Origin of the sequence: Alteromonas gracilis (genome assembly GCF_043642145.1) — a bacterium.
Lineage (GTDB): Bacteria > Pseudomonadota > Gammaproteobacteria > Enterobacterales > Alteromonadaceae > Alteromonas > Alteromonas gracilis_B.
The window spans coordinates 859,886-876,968 of the sequence record NZ_JBHZRZ010000001.1; the positions used below are offsets into that span (position 1 = coordinate 859,886).

A 17,083-nucleotide genomic window follows, 5' to 3' on the forward strand; every position below is an offset into this window, starting at 1 on the left:
AGCAAGTGATACCATTGGCTTGTAACCAGCGCCGTCACCGCTTATCTATTATTCTTGTTTGCTGCAATAGTAAGGTACGGGTCGAGAAATTTAAATCCATTTTTTAACCAAAAGAACGTTTAATGCCAATTAATGATTATTCGCTTTTAGCCCCCTCCAATACTTCTAGCTTAGTTTTTATGTATTGGCTGTGCGGTAAATACAGTAAATCTGCAATTTGACGAATAGTACTCTCTTCCAGAGGTGCTAGCGATTCGTCGGCGTAAGCTATTGCCCACAGGCTTTTTACAATATCTTTTCGTTCTTCGGCACTGCAGTGCTTGTTGAGCACTTGCGTAAATTGCACAAGGTCTACAGCGTCATCGGCTGTCTCGTGGCCTCTTTTGAGTAAAAGCGACATCGCGTCATCATCTACACTGACATGTTTTCTAAGCTGCTTCTCATATTCAGCTCTTTCATCTTCGGTTACTTCATTATCTGCGTTTACAATTTCACTTAGTAAGGCTGCTGTTGCAAGTTCTAAAGTGTATGCAGGCTCGGTGCGCTTCTGTGTGTCTTCGAAAAGCTTTAGGAAGGATTTAAGCATGGGACCTCTATTTAATCGTAATGCCACTGTGCATCTACAGCATGTGAAAATGAATAATGCTTTAACTTCTACATGATAAAAGCGAATTCCGATTAATCAGCAAAAAAGCTCGACAGAGCCCCAAAGAATCCACCGCAGAATTAATAGACCAATAAAAAACTAAAAGAAGTGCTTAACCTATCCTAGCGGCTAGCTTTCTTGCGTGTTAAGTAAACAGGAAACTTTGCTCCCCCCATTTTCGAACCAAACGCGTTCGCACAAAGCGTGAAGGAGTGGCAGTCCTCTGCCATAACATTCTTCGTGAGCTGTCTGCCCCTTCCTGACCTGTTTCATTTTACTCCATTCGAAGCCTTTGCCACTGTCTTCAACCGCTATCAATACCTTCCCTTCTGTTGGCAGCGATTCAATTCGAACTTTTATTCTTCCGTGGCTCAGTGCCTTTAATGAAGCTTCTCGTTTTTCATAGTATTCGTGAAACCCTTTACCCTGCGCTTTTAGCTTCGAGTCTAACTGTAAAATACCGTGCTCCAATGCATTGTTGAACAGCTCAGAAAGCACGGTATACATAATGGAGCGAATACTTTGGATGCCTTCACATTGCCCGGCTATCTGCAGTACTCGTTGAAGAATATCAGTTTGCTTGAGATGCTCTGCTTCTAGCGCAACTTCATGCACAGAGGGCAACCCTGCTTCCAGCTTTTTAGCTGTGGGAACATTGATGGGCTTAGAAGTGAACACTACCAATGACACATCATCGTGAAACGTAGAAGATGCTGACCGCTCTTGAATGCGCAGAAACAGAGAATAAGCGTCTATTCTCCCGTAGTTGTGCATTTGGTTTTTAACAATATCGATAAGCCCTTCTTCTAACAGCATTTCCCCGTCGTGGTTTTCGCTCTCAATGAGGCCATCGCTGCATATAACCATTTGCTCATTGATGCCTAGCTGAATAGTGTCGCAATCGGTATTCAGTTCGTGCTCGTCTAAAATACCAAGTGCCATGTGACGGGCGGGTATTAATCGCGTTGCCATGTCTGTTCTGCCAGGAACGATGACCGCGGGCATTCCCCCTTGCCAGAAGCTAATGCGATTTCCGCCCGCATTAATCTCTCCCACAATAGCAGCCATAAACATGTCACTGGGTAAAAACTTGAGTAAAATTCTATTGAGTTCAGAAATGATTTCTGCAATAGATACACCTTGCTGGCTAAGCTCTTGAAATGCTCTAGTAACGGGCAATGCGCCAATGGCAGATGCAAGTCCGTGACCTGTAAAATCGCCCACTACAAAATAGATTCCTCCACTAGGACTAGACTCACACAAGAAAAGGTCGCCATTAAACGTTTCGGCAGGCTTTAAAAAGCAATCAAAGTGAGACATGACCTCTGGCCGGTTTACAATAGCGTTACTAAATATGTGCTCTACAATGGCATGCTCTCTTGCCACTCTCTGGTTGAAAATACGCAGTGTCTTATTTTGTTGCTCTACATGTAGGCTAAGCGTACGTATTTGTAGGTGCGCCCGAATTTTTGCGACGAGAATATGGCGATCAAAGGGCTTGGTGGCAAAATCATTACCCCCAACCTCAAGACATCGAACTAAGCTTTCTTTGTCTTCAAGTGCTGTAATGAAAAGTATGGGTAGATAGGGCCCACTGGCTAACTGACGTATTTTTGGTGCAACATCGAAGCCTGAAAGACCTGGCATCACAACATCCAGTAAAACCAGATCGGGCTTTTCTTCAGTAAACTGCTTTATAGCTTCAACGCCGTCTACCGCTTCTATACACTCATCATAACCTGCATTATGGAGCATATTAGTGAGCAATGTGCGGTTGATTGCTTCGTCATCAACTATGAGAATTTTCACAAATATCTCTTCGATAGCGCCTAAAGTTAGTTATTTAATGTCGAATTTTTTATCAAACCGAGATATCTTCAGAATCTTTGCTACCTGTGGACGAGCATTTTCAATGCTGTACGACAACTCTAAGTCTGCCAGTGCTTTTTGCATGTTCAATAACATACCCAACGCTGAGCTATCCATATACTCAGTACGAGACAAATCTATGGTGATGTGGTCAACGTTCGAATTCAGTTCGCCATAAGCATTTCTGAAATCTTCAACTTTACTAAAATCGAATTTCGTACCTACGTCGATGACCAATGCTTTCCCCTGATTTTGGTAGCTAGACGTTATTTCCATATTCGCTCCTTAAAAATGTACGTAGAAATGCTTCATCACATGCTTTTAACTTTGCTATTCTTATACTAGTTGAACTTTTACACATCGCCATCAAAGTCATTTTAAACTTTGGTATGGTCACGCTGTTTTTATCGCATTAATGATAGAAAGACGCAAATTATTGAGGTATTTATGCAAGACTGGCAAGACGCACTTTTGGTTTACAGCACCGAAAGCGGCAAAATAAAGCCTGAACCCAAAGAGCAACAGCGCTCAACGTCTTCTGACGGTATTGTCCGCATTCATCGAGAAACGAAAGGTAGAAAAGGAAAGGGTGTTTCGCTCATTAAGGGGTTAGACCTTGCAGCCGACGAACTCAAAAAGCTTGGTTCTGAACTGAAGAAAAAATGCGGCTGTGGCGGTGCGGTGAAAGACGGTGTTATAGAAGTGCAAACTGACGATAGAGAAAAGTTACGCACCCTACTTACCGACAAAGGTTTTAAAGTTAAGCTTGCAGGGGGCTAGTTATTCGTTATGCTAGCGAGCCCTCACTTTTTCATAAACATATAACAAAAAGAGTCTGAAATGGAAAAGCTGTCAATTTCTGATTTACATATTATTTTAGTTGAACCTTCTGATACTCAAAGGAAGATCATCACCACATTATTGTTAAAAGAACACGTTAAGGAAATTGACCCTGTCAGTACCCTTTCCGAAGCTCGTTCTGCGGTAAAAGCACACGGCGCTGACCTTATCGTTAGCGCTATGTATTACGAAGATGGAACGGCGTTAGAGCTGCTTAAATTTATTAAAGAAGATGATGAATTTAAAACCATTCCCTTCATGCTAGTTTCAAGCGAGAATCGCCTGAGCAAATTAGAAGAATTTAAACAGGCTGGCGTTGCCGCTATTCTGCCTAAACCCTTTGAGCCGCTGCACTTGTCTCGTGCCCTAAATGCAAGCCTCGATTTAATTAATCATGATGAACTTGAATTAGAGCTGTTTGACGTTAACGACGTTCGTGTACTTCTTGTCGATGACAGTAAATTAGCGCGTAACCACATTAGACGTGTTTTGGAAGGCATGGGGCTTCAGCGTATTAAAGAAGCTGAAAATGGCGCAATGGCGTTAACCTTTATAAAAGACGAGCCTTTCGATTTAGTCGTTACCGATTACAACATGCCTGAAATGGATGGAAGAGAGCTTTCTGAGTTTATTCGCTTTAACCCAGAAACCACGCACATTCCTATCATCATGGTTACATCTGAGGCAGCCGATAGCGCACACATGGCTAATATTCAGCAAACAGGTGTAAACGCGCTGTGCGATAAACCGTTTGAGCCAAACGAAGTAAGACAAATGCTGTCTGCTCTTTTAGGCAATTAAACGTAAACGCAACGCTTTAAGTTCTAAAATAGAGGCAGTCTATTAGCCGATGCGATTTTAAAAGCAGTGAACACCCTCTGGATGCTTTGCTACTTTTCGCTAAAGACTGCCTGTTACGACACATAAAACTCACCTTTCTCGCTTCTTCTCGACATAACACTGCGCTTCTTATTTTTCGTTAATATCATTTTTATTTCTTTTTCAAGCCCTGCTAGACAAAAAACAGCCATGCAAATTGTAAAAATGGGTTGACACACATGAGTGTACAACATACATTCAAACTCATGAAACAGAATACACAGCGCGTAGCTTCTTTCTTTTTTGCGTTTATATCCTTTTATTAGGGAGGCGCGGCTACATGCATGAAAACCTCCCACCAGGGAGGTTTTTTTTTAGCAGAATTTTTACACGATACGCACGGGAATGATATGTCAGACAACGCATTAGATACGGTAAGAGAGCGCATTACCGCTTTAGACAGTGAACTACTTACTTTACTCTCAGAACGCAGAACGCTAACAAACGAAGTTGCAGAGACGAAAATAAAACATCACATTCCTGTGAGAGATCAGAAACGCGAAGAGCAGCTTTTGGTACGCTTAATAAAAGAGGGACAAAGTATCGGTCTAGACCCTCATTATGTGACACAAGTTTTTCATGTGATTATTGAAGATTCTGTTCTTAATCAGCAGGCAATGTTAGCAGAGCGTGCTAACCCAGGTAGCGCATTGCCGCTCAATCGTGTAGCGTTTTTAGGTGATAAGGGCTCTTACTCATACCTTGCCACTCAGAAGTATTTTTCTCGTCGCCCCGGAGAACTTCTTGAGATTGGCTGTCAGAGCTTTGCCGAGATTATCCACAAGGTAGAAAATACGGAAGCCGACTATGCTGTCTTGCCAATTGAGAACACTACGTCGGGCAGCATTAACGAAGTATACGACCAGCTTCAACATACTCAGCTAAGCATTATTGGCGAGCTTACCCACCCTATTCGGCACACGCTGTTAGTGGGCACCAACACCAGCATCGACAAAATAAAAACGCTATATGCTCACCCTCAGGTTTTCACGCAATGTAGCCATTTCCTCGCAGAGCTTGGTAACATTGAAGTGAAGACTATGGACAGTACATCGTCTGCCATGCTAACAGTGAGTGAGCTTAAGCGCGACGATGTCGCGGCAATTGGAAGCGAAGCCGGCGGTAACTTATATGGATTAATGGCAATTAAAAGCAATTTAGCTAATCAGAAAGAAAACCATAGCCGTTTTATTGTTGTTGCGCGTAACTCTGTTGTTGTACCGCTGCAAGTGCCAGCTAAAACGACACTAGTTATGTCTACCATTCAAAAGCCTGGTGCGTTGGTTGAAGCGTTATTAGTACTTCGAGAAAACAGTATAAACATGACCAAATTGGAGTCTCGACCAATTCCTGGCAACCCGTGGGAAGAAATGTTCTATATAGATGTTGAAGGTAATGTGTCAGATGGCCCCGTTCAAAATGCCCTTGATGCGTTGCGCAGTATAACGCGCTATATAAAGGTACTTGGGTGCTACCCAAGTGAAGAAATAAGCCCTACCAAGGTAGCAGCAGCAAGCGCACTGGCCGACTAGGCCTTGCGCACTGCAAACACCAAGTTTAGCGATTAGTTGTGTTGAACAACCTAATTAGGCAGGCTGAAAAGTCTGCCCCACGTTCCCCAATTTATCGTTGTCTGGAACTTGAAACATTGAGACTCTGTTTCGGCCATGCTTTTTGCTGCTGTAAAGCGCTTCATCGGCGTTTGCATAAAGCAATTCAAACTGAAAATTCGATGACGAGGTACTAGAAATACCAAAACTCGCGGTAATGTTAAAAGTGTGACCACTTTCACTTGTGTCAATTTGACTGATGCTTTCTCGCATATTTTCCGCTATTTCTTTTGCTTTTTCCTCATGGCATCCAGGAAGCAAAAGCCCAAACTCTTCGCCACCTAAACGGCCGAAAACATCTTCTTTTCTGCAATGTTTTTTTACCGCGTTTACGACGGCTTTTAACACCCAATCTCCTTTAGGGTGCCCATAGCTATCGTTTACCTTTTTAAAATGGTCTAGGTCGAATATGACAAAAGATAATACGTCGTTGTTATCTGATGCCCGTTTCATCGCTTTTGATGCCAGCTCAGTAAAATAATGCCTATTGGCTACTTTAGTGAGCGAGTCTGTTTGCGCTTTTTCTCTTAATGCCGCATGCAGCTTTCGATTTATTACTGCCCACATAAGAACCAGTATTGTGATAGACGCGAGCAGAGTGATTAACAGCCTGTGGTTTTGTTTTTCTTCACGGGAAAGCGCTGCTTGCGCTTTTAACAAATTATTCTCTTTATCTAACAGCTGAATTTCGATGTTCTTTTCAAGGTTATCGAATTTCGCCTGTTGAATCGCCATTTGCTTTACGTTGTATTCATCAAGATAAGCTTTATCAGCTTCAGCAAATTGAATGTATGCGTCTAGCGCTTTCGCACTGTCGCCTTGCTCTTTCGCAGACTGGTACAAAATATAATATGCTGTTTTTCTTGGCTTTGAATATCCCATGCCTTTTGCAAGCTCTGCGCCTTTCAACGCACTCTCTTGCGCATTATGATAAAGATTATTGGCAAAGTAAGACTCTGCAAGCGCCGTGTAATATTCTGATGTTAATCTGGGGTAGTTGGTACTCTCAACATCTGCCTGAATAGCAAGCAAATAGTCGAGTGCAGCCGATACGCCATCAGCAGACTGTAACATCAGTTGAGCAAGCCAAAGTTTCGCAAGGTTAAGGGCTATGGGCTCTTTGCTTTTTTCGCAAACTTCAATGGTTTTCACCAGTGTATCTCGCTCTAAACGCCCCAAATTGTGCAACGACTCACTTCGCAAATTATGGGCTAAGCACGCGTTACGTAAAGAGAGATCTTGATTAATGACGCGGTCGCTATACTGCAAGCTCTGCTCAAATTCTTCCAATTGATTATAAAAAAGCGCAATAGTTAGTATAGCGAGATGCTTGTCTTTTCCTTGTGCAAATGAAAGTAAGGGAACAATATCGGGAATTTGCTGCAGTGCTTTGGGGAAGTCTCTTACTAACGCATAGTTATTTAGAATTGAGTTCTTAGCGCGCAGTTTTAGTGATTTGTCAGTTGCGCTTTGAAAAACACTTTCATACGTAGGTACCGCTTCAATCAACTTTCCTGAGTAAGACATGCTATATGCAGTAAGATAGTTGAAATATTGAAGTTGAGCAGGCGAGAAAGTCGCTGCCTTATTAGAAAGCGTCGATAAAGACGCACGAAAAGCTGCCACGTCTTGACTTCGCAAAGTATCTGCTTCAATCAGTTGCTGGTCTACTTCATTTGCGGCTACCGAAAAAATAAAAAAGGGGCTAACTAATGCCCCTATTATCAATCTGTACACTGTTGTTCAAGCTACATATTTTAGTGAAGAGAGACCTGGCTCTTTTCATCAGTTTCTGGCGTTTCAGAAGGGGCATCCTGACTTTCGTCTTCAGGCATTAACAAACACCACATTTTCTCTTTTTCTTGAGAAAGTTCGTCGGCGTGATCAGCTTTGAATTGGGCAATCACATCAGTGTTGCGTTGCTTAGATGCGTCTTGTGCAATAGCTAGTAGTTCTTTTAGCGCTTTCATTAGTGTGTTCTACTTATCGTTATTAGTGGCCAATAGATTAGCAATAATTTGATAGATTGTTAATCAAATATACGACCTTTTAAACATGTTATACCAGTTCACATTTACGTCAATAGCTTTGTAACCAAAAAAACCTGATCTATTAAGTTAAATGTAATCCAGCGTTTTATTGTTTGAAAGTATAAGTAACTAAATCAGGGTTGTTAGATACTATGCGCTTGTCATTTGACTGTTTGAAGTTCAATTGTGTCACTAAGCGCTTTGTCGCAAGATGGCGCTTTTTAAATTGAGCTATAATTTCGTGAAGGTTGAGATTTGCCAAGCCAAATTCGACAAGCCCACCCATGGCTTCGCGGGCCGCGCCTTTTCCGTTCATTGAGGGCGCTAAAATAATGCCAATCTCGGCAGTATTTTCAACAACGCTTTTGCATAGCATCTGAATTCCACAAAACGTTTGGGTTTGGTTGCACGTGATTGACCAGACCTTCTGTGCTGGCCAAGGCTTCTCATTTGCCCTTATAAACGTATTTGCCACTCCTTCACTCTGTAACTGAGAAAGCGGTTCGCCAATTAATCGCATTACTTTTTTGTTTTGGTACAGCTTGGCCGTTTCTTCTTTCCCTTGCTGGTTTAGTAATACGTTGGTAAAACGAGGCGTTATGAACTGCACTATTTATTGCCTTCTGCATATTCGGCATCATCGATAACGAGCTTTTCAACCGGAGGGATAACAAGCGTGGTGTGCTGATTTATTTCATAATTATGCAGTTCGCCAATAGCAATCGCCGAAGCCCTAAACTCGTCGATAGGCAAAGTAGCCGCTTCATATAAAATTGCCCTGTCCTCTGCTTGGTAGATAGATAGCAGTTTATCTGTAAGCTTTTTTCGTTGTTCAGGGCTTGAAGTAAACACAGCACTCGAGAAATCTCCTGCTACGCCAACCTGCCACAAAACTAAATACGCTGCTGTATCCACCGCTCGCTTGTACAAAAGAAATTGATTTGCTTCATAATGGTGGCAGCCTAATGCACCTGGGTCTATTCTCAAGTCGGCGTACAGGCACGACTCTGCTGAAATTCCAGGCAACATATAAGCTTCAAACCCTTTATTTTTTGCTATCTCTATCGCTTCGTGTGGCGCTTTTGCAAAAACGCCCGGGTGCCCATAAAAAGCACCAACCACTTTATCGCCTTTTTCCACGCGCTCTAACATTGCGTTAATCATTTGAGTATAGGTTTCGTGGCGATTTTTACCTTCACCATAGAGCGATTGTAGGTTTACCGTGTTCTTATTCAAAGACGTGATCCACGCTTCCATATAGTGTTCAGCTACACATACAAAAACGACGTCGGCTTGCTCAATGTGACTTTGACAAATAGGCGATAAATGCGCACCAACCATCATTCCGGTTCCTACGCATACTAAGCTGCCTTGTTGCATGTATACTTCCTTTCTCATTTTTATTAGGTTTTAGCTATTTTTCTCAAACACATGTTTAAGCGCATCTACAGTGTTACTTACCGTAACTTTGCGTGCAAATGACACAACACCATTAGCACCCTGCCCTCTATCAAAAATGGTATAGAATTGAGAAATAAGTGGTAGGCCTAGGATACTCTGATTTGGCCAGTGCTTCAGCGGAAATATTTTAAATGACGCTTGATTAAATGTAGGAGCATGCACTTGCCAGTAGGCTTCGGGGGGAAGCGAAAGCGAAACATCTTCACCGTTATCACCTTCTAAAACAAACGTTAATTCAGGCCATGTCGCCAAGTCTAGCTTATCCAAGGCTGTTCCTTGCTCTTCTAAAGAAAAAGCTGCAAACGGCGCAAGCAATGTTTTTGCATTCTCGACACTGCGGTAAATTTGCTCTATTACTTCGTTGTACAAAGATTCAGGCAGGCCAATAACCGTCGCACCTGAATCTACAATGGCATTTGAACACCACCGCGCTTTGTCCGATGGTGCCAGTGTGGGTGCCGTGATAGCGGCCGCACCTTCACACCTTATAGCTTTAAGCGTCACATTATAATACTTATCGTGCAGCACCTTCACCGACATAATAGGGGGCGCGTATAAATCCCGATGAAAAATAGGCTCACCTATTACAAATAAGCCATGATTTTTTCTATGCGCAAGCGCAGCGCGAAGGCAATTACCATCTACGTTATAGACACTTGAACGATGCAGCCAAAAAGCAAATTTATCGGCGTTAATTTGACGTTGTTCTAACTCTGAAAAATAACTAGGTAGTGTAGTCGCGACATAATCAGATGTCTTTAAATTAGCAATTGCTGTATCGCTAGGCTCGGTCAGCTCTTTATCAAAGAACGCCTGCTCGCTCATTTCGTCTGTAATTTTGTCAGTGCAACGATAGGCGTGATTTAACGGTTGATAGGCTAGCCCCATTATCCCGTCAGCCTTTTTAAAACAAGGTTCTTGTAACTTTTGTGGTTCTTTCGCTATTGCAACATAGGTTTGTGGAAGCGAAATGCTATGACCTAAAATGCCAAGACGAACCGTAGTTTTAATAACTGGACCATACCAACTCCCCTCAGCATATTTGATTGCTTGAGAGTAATAGGTGAACACTACGTCACTGTCTCGTTCAACGTGATAATGGGCGTTCCCTAACACTAGGGTTGAACTGCCCGTGTCTAAAATTAAGTGCACTGATTGCTGATGTGCCCCTACATGTGCTTTCACACTATATCCGCCATCAGCAAAGGTGTTGGTAATGGGCAAGCGTAAAGACTGGGTCATGGTGCCTACCCTATAAGGAACTTTATCATTATGTTTACTACAGTATTATTTATCTCTAAGAAGCTGACCATCATCAGCCTTTAACAGCATTTGCTTGCTATCTACCAAGCATTTCTTCGCATAATCTCCAAACCATGCGCCCACTCTCATAAACTGCTCAACAAACCCTTTTTTGTCGCCATTTTCTAAAAGAGACAATGCCAAGCCGAAGCGCTCATAAAAGCGGCGTAGCAATGCGAAATTGTCGGGGTTGTTAAAAATGATGTCAGCGTAGAGCTGTGGCGACTGAGCGAACAATCGCCCTACCATAGCTAGTTCTAGCCGATAGATGGGAGAGCTGAACATGGTTAACGACTCTAAGTGAGGATCTTCACCTTTTAAGTGTTGCCCATAAACAAAGGTGTTGAAGTGGCGCATAACCTGAATATAGGCCATAGCCTGATCGTGCTCTTGTGCCGTAGAGTCGTGTACGGTGGCGCCCCATATCCTCATCTGTTCAATAAGCCAGCTGTACTTGTCGCTGTCTCGCCCATTACATACCACTACGACCTGTTTAATCATACCCGGAGCATCAGGGCCAAACATGGGGTGCAAGCCAACAACGGGGCCAACATGAACATTCAGCATCGCCTCAAGCGGTTTCGCTTTTATACTTGTTATATCTGCAAGCACGCAGTCATCGGGTAGCATGGTAAGCTTACTGATGACAGCTTCTGTTAAATTGATAGGCACAGCAACAATTACCAGCGATGCTGAACTTAACAGCGACGCAGCTCTGCCATTATCCCAGTCATCTTTTTCAACCACTGAAACATTGTAATTGCTTCGTTCAAACAGGCTTACAAAAACGCGGCCAAGCGCGCCAGCCCCACCGATAACAACCACGTTGTCAGCGTCGGGCTTTACGCAGCGATATTTATTATTCTGCGTGTGATAAGACTCTCGCATTACGCGACGCAATAAATCTTCGGTTAAATCGGGCGAAACGCCAAGAGCATCTGCTTGAGCGCGTCGAGATGCAATCAGCGCTTTTTCCCTTTCAGGCACATACACGGGCATGCCAGCTTCGGCTTTAATCTGGCCTACCTGAGTAGTGATTTGATTGCGTTTTGCGAGTAACTCGACAAGCTGAGAGTCCAGCTCGTCGATACCTTCACGCAGCGTATCTAGCTTCTTTAACTGCTGCGATAAATCGGCCATTATGTCTTGTCCTTGAATCAAATGGCACGGGTGTATTAACAGTAAAGCAATACGCTTGCTTATGCCACCGTGCGCTTATTTTGGCGTAAGGGTAGCACAGTTATTAATTTATCTCTGGTTTGAGCAATTAAGTTTTCTGTAGTTTCCCAGTCTATACAACCATCTGTAATTGAAACACCGTACTCTAGCTCTTCAGGTTTTTTACCTTCGGCTTTTTGATTTCCGGGTTTCAAATGGCTTTCTAACATTACGCCAATGATTGATTGATTACCTTCTAAAATTTGATTGACCACATTCTGCGCGACCAAAGGCTGGCGACGGTAATCTTTTGACGAGTTAGCATGGCTACAATCAACAACCAACCCCGCTGTGAGACCTGCGTCCTGAAGTTCGATTTCACATTCAGACACACACACCGAATCGTAATTAGGTTGCTTGCCGCCACGAAGAATTATGTGACCATCAGGGTTTCCACTGGTCCCGATAATACTTACTTGGCCTTGCTTATTAATTCCCATAAAACGGTGGCCCGATGCCGCAGATTTAAGGGCATTAATTGCAATATCTAGGCTTCCGTCTGTACCATTTTTAAAGCCTACTGGCATAGACAAACCACTGGCCATCTCGCGGTGCGTTTGAGATTCAGATGTACGCGCACCGATGGCAGCCCAACTGAACAGCTCTGCAAGGTACTGAGGGCTAATTGGGTCTAGCGCTTCTGTAGCTACAGGCAATTCTAATTCTGCTAACCAAATAAGTAGTTCTCTTGCTTTGCGAAGACCCGTTTCAATATCAAACGTGCCATCAATATGTGGGTCGTTAATTAGCCCTTTCCAACCAGTTGTAGTGCGCGGTTTTTCAAAATAAACACGCATCACAATAAACAGCGTATCTTTGCAAGACTCATGCAGCTCTTTAAGCTTAAGCGCATATTCTTTCGCGGCTTCAATATCGTGAATGGAGCACGGTCCACATACTACAAGTAATCTGTGATCACGACGATGAATGATATCTGAAACAGTTTTTCTAGACTCTGAAATAGCTGCTAACGCTTTGTCTGAAACAGGCAATTCAGTACCTAGCGACTCTGGGGTAATAAGTACATCTTCGGTACTTACGTGAACATTATTAACGGTGTCCTTGATCATGGGAGTTCTCTTACTCTCTTAACTACAAATAAAAAACGGAAATTAAAACGCCAAAAGAGTACGCAATATGCATGTAAACCTTATTATACAGCCAGCTTTTTCTATATTTCTTTAACGTCATTGACTTTTTAGCAACTAAAGCGTAATAGCGCAAGTAATTACGAATAATACTTTATTCTAGGGTAGATTCGAAGTGAATGGACATGACCACTTGGCAACATCAACCTTTACAAGAACATTTTTTAACCAACTGTGAGGTTTAGTACATTCATAGACGTTGTACTTTCCAAATTTTTAAGTATTCGCCATTGCCCAAGTGGCTGTTACAGACTTGTATTGATAATTGCTCAACATAAATAAGCTAAATTTTTCATTAACCGTCAAGATTTTGTATCATTCTAACAACCGAATAATAATGAGAAATCAATGCAAAATTTAGCCATTACCTACACAGGCGACGTTGCCATTTTAACCATGCAAAATGGAGAAAACCGTCACAACCCTCTTTTTGCAAAAGAAATGCTTTCTGCATTAGACACCATCAAAAATAACGAAAACTGCAAAGCGCTGGTGATCACCTCAAGTGACGAGAAATGTTTTAGCTTGGGTATCGATACCGACTGGCTAATGCCAGCCATGAAAGCAGCTCGCTCTGAAGAAATTAAGCAGTTTATGCATGACATGGATGACGTGTTTAAAGCACTGTTGCTCTACCCTCTTCCTGTTATTGCTGCTGTAAACGGTCACGCGTTTGGCAATGGAGCAATTTTAGCCTGCGCCTGTGATTTTAGATTCATGCGCTCAGATAAAGGCTTCTTTTGTTTCCCAGAAGTGGATCTGTCAATTCCATTTCTTCCAGGTATGATTGAGTTTGTGAAAAAAGCGATGCCGTACCATAGGTTCAACGAAATGAAGCTTTCTGGAAGACGAGTTTCGGGCAAAGAATTAGAGCAAGATAACGTTGTAGAAAAGGCTTACGACACCCAAGAAACCCTGATGGAAGGCGCGCTGAACTACGCAAAAACCTTTGATAAAAAGCGAGGTATTTTCGGTGAACACAAAAAACGCCTTCACAAACATATTATCCACACTATCGATGAAGAAAATAAGCCATTAATTGAGGCGCTCTCGCTTATGGCATAAGTACATTACTGAACACCATAGCGAAGCGTACTACAATTTAGTGAAGCGCACTACAATGCGTTTCACTATGAGTTGCACTTAGCCTTTAACTCGGCGTAGAACAAACTAGGTTTCATTTTTGTGCATTTTATCGGCCTTTGGCGTTCGCTTTCTAAATAAATCGATTTTCACTCCCCAATGCAATGATGCAACTCGCAATAATACGGTTACGGAAATGGAGCCTAAAATACACCAAATATAAGGAATGTCGAAAGCAAACAACGCTGCATAAGTTAGCCCCCCAGCAAAACACGCACTAGCATAAACATCACCACGCATTACATAGGGCACTTCTCTACACACGACGTCCCTCATTAAACCGCCAAAAATTCCGGTCGTCATACCCATGGTTAGCGCCACTATCATGCTAGCCCCGCTAATCAGCGCTTTTTCTATACCCATAACGTTGAAGATAGCTAACCCAACGGTGTCTATAAATATGAAGTAAAAATTTGAAGGTGATGGCAAGTAGCGAACGAATAGAACAGTAGCAAATATTGCTAAATAAGTAGCAAGTAGATATTCAGACGTTTCCACCCAGAAGATAGGTTTACCTAAAAGTAAGTCTCGTAGAGTGCCGCCACCTAAGGCAGTCATTACGCCAACAACGACAATACCGAAACCATTGATATTTTTGTCATGACCCAACAACGCACCGGATACTGCAAAAAAGGCTACGCCGATAATTCCTAGCACGATAAAGTAATCTGAACTCATTCTTCATTCTATTAAGAAACCTTAATGTTTGTATTGAGAACAGTAGTAAAAAGATCGAATTACAGGCACAAAAAAGCCCGCTTGAAGCGGGCTTTTTCGAAGTTAACAATAACGCAAGGATTAGTAATCTTAGTTAAGCTTCTCTTTGATACGTGCAGATTTACCTGAACGCTCACGTAGATAGTAAAGCTTAGCACGACGAACCGCACCGCGACGTTTAACTTCAATTGAAGAAACTGCCGGGCTGTGTGTTTGGAACACACGCTCAACGCCTTCGCCGCTAGAAATTTTACGCACGGTAAAAGACGAGTGCAGACCACGGTTACGTTTAGCGATAACAACACCTTCATAAGCCTGAAGACGCTCTTTGTCACCTTCGGTAACGCGAACTTTAACAACTACTGTGTCACCTGGACCAAACGCAGGAACATCAGTCTTTAGCTGTGCTTCTTCGATTTTTTTGATGATATCTTGACTGACTTTGCTCATCATATCCTCTCGTCCTAGTTAACTGTCATCTTGCTGCAGTTGCGCTTGGAATAATTCAAGCAAACGCTGCTGCTCCTCAGTCAGAGCTAGGTGATTTAACAATTCAGGGCGACGCTGCCAGGTTCTACCTAATGACTGCATCAATCGCCACTGCCTAATTTTTTCATGGTCCCCACTTAACAACACGTCAGGTACCTTTTGACCATCGAGTATTTCGGGCCGCGTATAGTGCGGACAATCCAAAAGACCGTCAGTGAAAGAATCTTCAACTGCTGAAGCTTTATGCCCCAACACGCCAGGAACTAATCGAGCAACCGCGTCCATAAGGACCATTGCTGGCAGTTCACCGCCGCTTAACACGTAATCACCAATAGACACTTCTTCATCTACATGGCTTTCGATTACTCGCTCGTCGATGCCTTCATATCGACCGCAAATTAAAATTGTGCGGTCAATGCTAGCAAGGCGCTGTACGCCTGCTTGGTCAAGGGGTTTCCCTTGTGGTGATAAGTAGATCACCTTACTTTTTTCACCGCCAACTTTCTTGGCAGCTTGTATTGCGTCGGTAAGCGGTTTTACCATCATCAGCATACCGGGGCCGCCTCCGTAGGGGCGATCGTCTACTGTACGATGGCGATCATGTGTAAAGTCACGGGGGTTGAAGGTATCAACCGATAACGTTCCAGACTTAACTGCTCTGCCTATTACACCCTGCTGGGTAAACGGGGCAAACATGTCTGGAAACAGGCTAACAACGCCAAACCACTTTTCCGGTGTCACTTAAAACCCCGGGTCCCAGTCAACTTTAATGACCTTCGCTTCCTTATCTACTTCTTGTACGACTTCGTCGAATACAAAAGGTAAAAGTCTTTCTTTTTGACCGAAAGCATCGCCTACATTCGCTTTAACGTGAATCACGTCGTTAGCCCCTGTATTAAATACTTCTTTCACCACACCTAAGTCGTAACCTTGCGTTGTTACTACTTTCATGCCGGTGAGCTCACGCCAATAAACCCCTTCGTCACCTAAATCAGGCAGCTGTGAAGCATTTATGTTGATATCCAAGTTTTTGATGCGCTCGGCATCGTCTCGACTATCAACGCCCACAATTTTTGCAACGAGGCCTTTACCGTGCGGTCGCCACTGGTCAATTTCGTATTCTTTTTCTTCGCCAAGAAACCATGGCGCGTACTCAAAAATACCTTCTGGCGTTTCTGTATAGCTGTTGATTTTGACCCAACCTTTAACACCGTACGGTGCGCCAATTTTGCCAACAATCACTTTGTCAGACGCTAGACTCATCTATACCACCAGTTAATAACAGCTTACGCTGCAGATTTTTTCGCTTCTTTTACCAAGCTAGAAACGCGATCTGATAAGCTCGCGCCTACGCCAACCCAGTATTCAACACGCTCTAGGTCGATGCGAAGACGTTCCGCTTGACCTTGTGCAGTTGGGTTGAAGAAACCGATGTTTTCAATGAAACGACCGTTTCTTGCACGACGGCTATCAGCCACCACTAGTTGATAAAATGGACGCTTTTTCGCGCCACCACGCTGTAAACGAATAGTAACCATAAATGCCTCAAACTCGTTGTAGCGTTACCGTTAACTTAAGCCTTCTTTCAACGTCTAAAAATTAGACGCCAATTAGAAGGCCGCCGAATTATACGGATACACCAGTCAATTGCAAGTTTTATGTGAGTTATTATCATGTTGAGCGCGTGCTAAACGTTGTAACTGTTCGCCACGCTCACCCATGAGTATTAAA

General features: G+C 43.0%; 19 protein-coding genes. 4 read left to right on the forward strand and 15 right to left on the reverse strand.

What is annotated here, in order from left to right; all coding sequences use genetic code 11:
• Positions 1 to 136: 136 nt before the first annotated feature.
• The 3 genes from ACHUFN_RS03730 to ACHUFN_RS03740 all read right to left on the reverse strand — a co-directional run bounded on the left by ACHUFN_RS03730 (position 137) and on the right by ACHUFN_RS03740 (position 2,791).
• Entirely contained in the window at positions 137 to 586 is a 450-nt protein-coding gene (locus ACHUFN_RS03730; RefSeq protein ID WP_394220953.1) for a tellurite resistance TerB family protein, read from the reverse strand.
• 189 nt (positions 587 to 775) lie between these two features.
• Positions 776 to 2,455, reverse strand: coding sequence for an ATP-binding SpoIIE family protein phosphatase (locus ACHUFN_RS03735; protein WP_394220954.1), 1,680 nt, complete (start codon positions 2,453 to 2,455; stop codon positions 776 to 778).
• Between the two features lie 30 nt (positions 2,456 to 2,485).
• The gene (locus ACHUFN_RS03740) at positions 2,486 to 2,791 is read right to left on the reverse strand and encodes an STAS domain-containing protein (protein WP_394220955.1); all 306 of its coding nucleotides are present in this window, start codon (positions 2,789 to 2,791) and stop codon (positions 2,486 to 2,488) included.
• A 171-nt stretch (positions 2,792 to 2,962) separates the two neighbouring features.
• Between ACHUFN_RS03740 and yciH the strand changes: the two genes are divergently transcribed.
• The 3 genes from yciH to pheA all read left to right on the forward strand — a co-directional run bounded on the left by yciH (position 2,963) and on the right by pheA (position 5,766).
• A complete protein-coding gene (gene yciH / locus ACHUFN_RS03745; RefSeq protein WP_394220956.1) occupies positions 2,963 to 3,295 on the forward strand; it encodes a stress response translation initiation inhibitor YciH in 333 nt (110 codons plus the stop codon).
• Positions 3,296 to 3,355: 60 nt separating this feature from the next.
• Entirely contained in the window at positions 3,356 to 4,156 is an 801-nt protein-coding gene (locus ACHUFN_RS03750) for a response regulator (RefSeq protein WP_394220957.1), read from the forward strand.
• Between the two features lie 428 nt (positions 4,157 to 4,584).
• Positions 4,585 to 5,766 carry a prephenate dehydratase gene (gene pheA / locus ACHUFN_RS03755; protein WP_394220958.1) on the forward strand — a complete coding sequence of 394 codons (1,182 nt, stop codon included), beginning with the start codon at positions 4,585 to 4,587 and terminating at the stop codon, positions 5,764 to 5,766.
• A gap of 54 nt (positions 5,767 to 5,820) precedes the next feature.
• Here pheA and ACHUFN_RS03760 read toward each other — a convergent pair whose 3' ends face one another.
• The 7 genes from ACHUFN_RS03760 to ACHUFN_RS03790 form a co-directional block, all read right to left on the reverse strand.
• On the reverse strand, positions 5,821 to 7,581 hold the full coding sequence (locus ACHUFN_RS03760) for a tetratricopeptide repeat-containing diguanylate cyclase (RefSeq protein ID WP_394220959.1): 1,761 nt from the start codon (positions 7,579 to 7,581) through the stop codon (positions 5,821 to 5,823).
• 20 nt (positions 7,582 to 7,601) lie between these two features.
• Entirely contained in the window at positions 7,602 to 7,814 is a 213-nt protein-coding gene (locus tag ACHUFN_RS03765) for a hypothetical protein (RefSeq protein WP_394220960.1), read from the reverse strand.
• 166 nt (positions 7,815 to 7,980) lie between these two features.
• Positions 7,981 to 8,484, reverse strand: coding sequence for a GNAT family N-acetyltransferase (locus tag ACHUFN_RS03770; protein ID WP_394220961.1), 504 nt, complete (start codon positions 8,482 to 8,484; stop codon positions 7,981 to 7,983).
• Complete coding sequence (locus ACHUFN_RS03775; RefSeq protein ID WP_394220962.1) at positions 8,484 to 9,254, reverse strand: SAM-dependent methyltransferase; 771 nt, start codon at positions 9,252 to 9,254, stop codon at positions 8,484 to 8,486. The genes ACHUFN_RS03770 and ACHUFN_RS03775 overlap by 1 nt, the downstream gene beginning before the upstream one ends.
• Positions 9,255 to 9,284: 30 nt before the next feature.
• Positions 9,285 to 10,577 (reverse strand): pepsin-like aspartic protease, encoded by a 1,293-nt coding sequence (locus ACHUFN_RS03780; protein ID WP_394220963.1) that lies wholly within the window; start codon positions 10,575 to 10,577, stop codon positions 9,285 to 9,287.
• 45 nt (positions 10,578 to 10,622) lie between these two features.
• Positions 10,623 to 11,777, reverse strand: coding sequence for a bifunctional chorismate mutase/prephenate dehydrogenase (tyrA, locus tag ACHUFN_RS03785; protein WP_394220964.1), 1,155 nt, complete (start codon positions 11,775 to 11,777; stop codon positions 10,623 to 10,625).
• A gap of 59 nt (positions 11,778 to 11,836) precedes the next feature.
• On the reverse strand, positions 11,837 to 12,925 hold the full coding sequence (locus ACHUFN_RS03790; protein WP_394220965.1) for a 3-deoxy-7-phosphoheptulonate synthase: 1,089 nt from the start codon (positions 12,923 to 12,925) through the stop codon (positions 11,837 to 11,839).
• Between the two features lie 426 nt (positions 12,926 to 13,351).
• Here ACHUFN_RS03790 and ACHUFN_RS03795 point away from each other — a divergent pair, with 426 nt between their 5' ends.
• Positions 13,352 to 14,068 (forward strand): enoyl-CoA hydratase/isomerase family protein, encoded by a 717-nt coding sequence (locus ACHUFN_RS03795; protein ID WP_394220966.1) that lies wholly within the window; start codon positions 13,352 to 13,354, stop codon positions 14,066 to 14,068.
• 105 nt (positions 14,069 to 14,173) lie between these two features.
• On the opposite strand, the gene ACHUFN_RS03800 is transcribed toward ACHUFN_RS03795, so the two are convergent.
• The 5 genes from ACHUFN_RS03800 to rpsP form a co-directional block, all read right to left on the reverse strand.
• Positions 14,174 to 14,824 carry a trimeric intracellular cation channel family protein gene (locus tag ACHUFN_RS03800; protein WP_394220967.1) on the reverse strand — a complete coding sequence of 217 codons (651 nt, stop codon included), beginning with the start codon at positions 14,822 to 14,824 and terminating at the stop codon, positions 14,174 to 14,176.
• A 129-nt stretch (positions 14,825 to 14,953) separates the two neighbouring features.
• Complete coding sequence (gene rplS, locus ACHUFN_RS03805; protein WP_024015986.1) at positions 14,954 to 15,313, reverse strand: 50S ribosomal protein L19; 360 nt, start codon at positions 15,311 to 15,313, stop codon at positions 14,954 to 14,956.
• A gap of 18 nt (positions 15,314 to 15,331) precedes the next feature.
• A complete protein-coding gene (trmD, locus tag ACHUFN_RS03810; protein ID WP_394220968.1) occupies positions 15,332 to 16,093 on the reverse strand; it encodes a tRNA (guanosine(37)-N1)-methyltransferase TrmD in 762 nt (253 codons plus the stop codon).
• Positions 16,094 to 16,615 (reverse strand): ribosome maturation factor RimM, encoded by a 522-nt coding sequence (gene rimM / locus ACHUFN_RS03815; RefSeq protein WP_394220969.1) that lies wholly within the window; start codon positions 16,613 to 16,615, stop codon positions 16,094 to 16,096.
• A gap of 23 nt (positions 16,616 to 16,638) precedes the next feature.
• The gene (rpsP, locus tag ACHUFN_RS03820) at positions 16,639 to 16,890 is read right to left on the reverse strand and encodes a 30S ribosomal protein S16 (protein WP_131095552.1); all 252 of its coding nucleotides are present in this window, start codon (positions 16,888 to 16,890) and stop codon (positions 16,639 to 16,641) included.
• Positions 16,891 to 17,083: the final 193 nt, after the last annotated feature.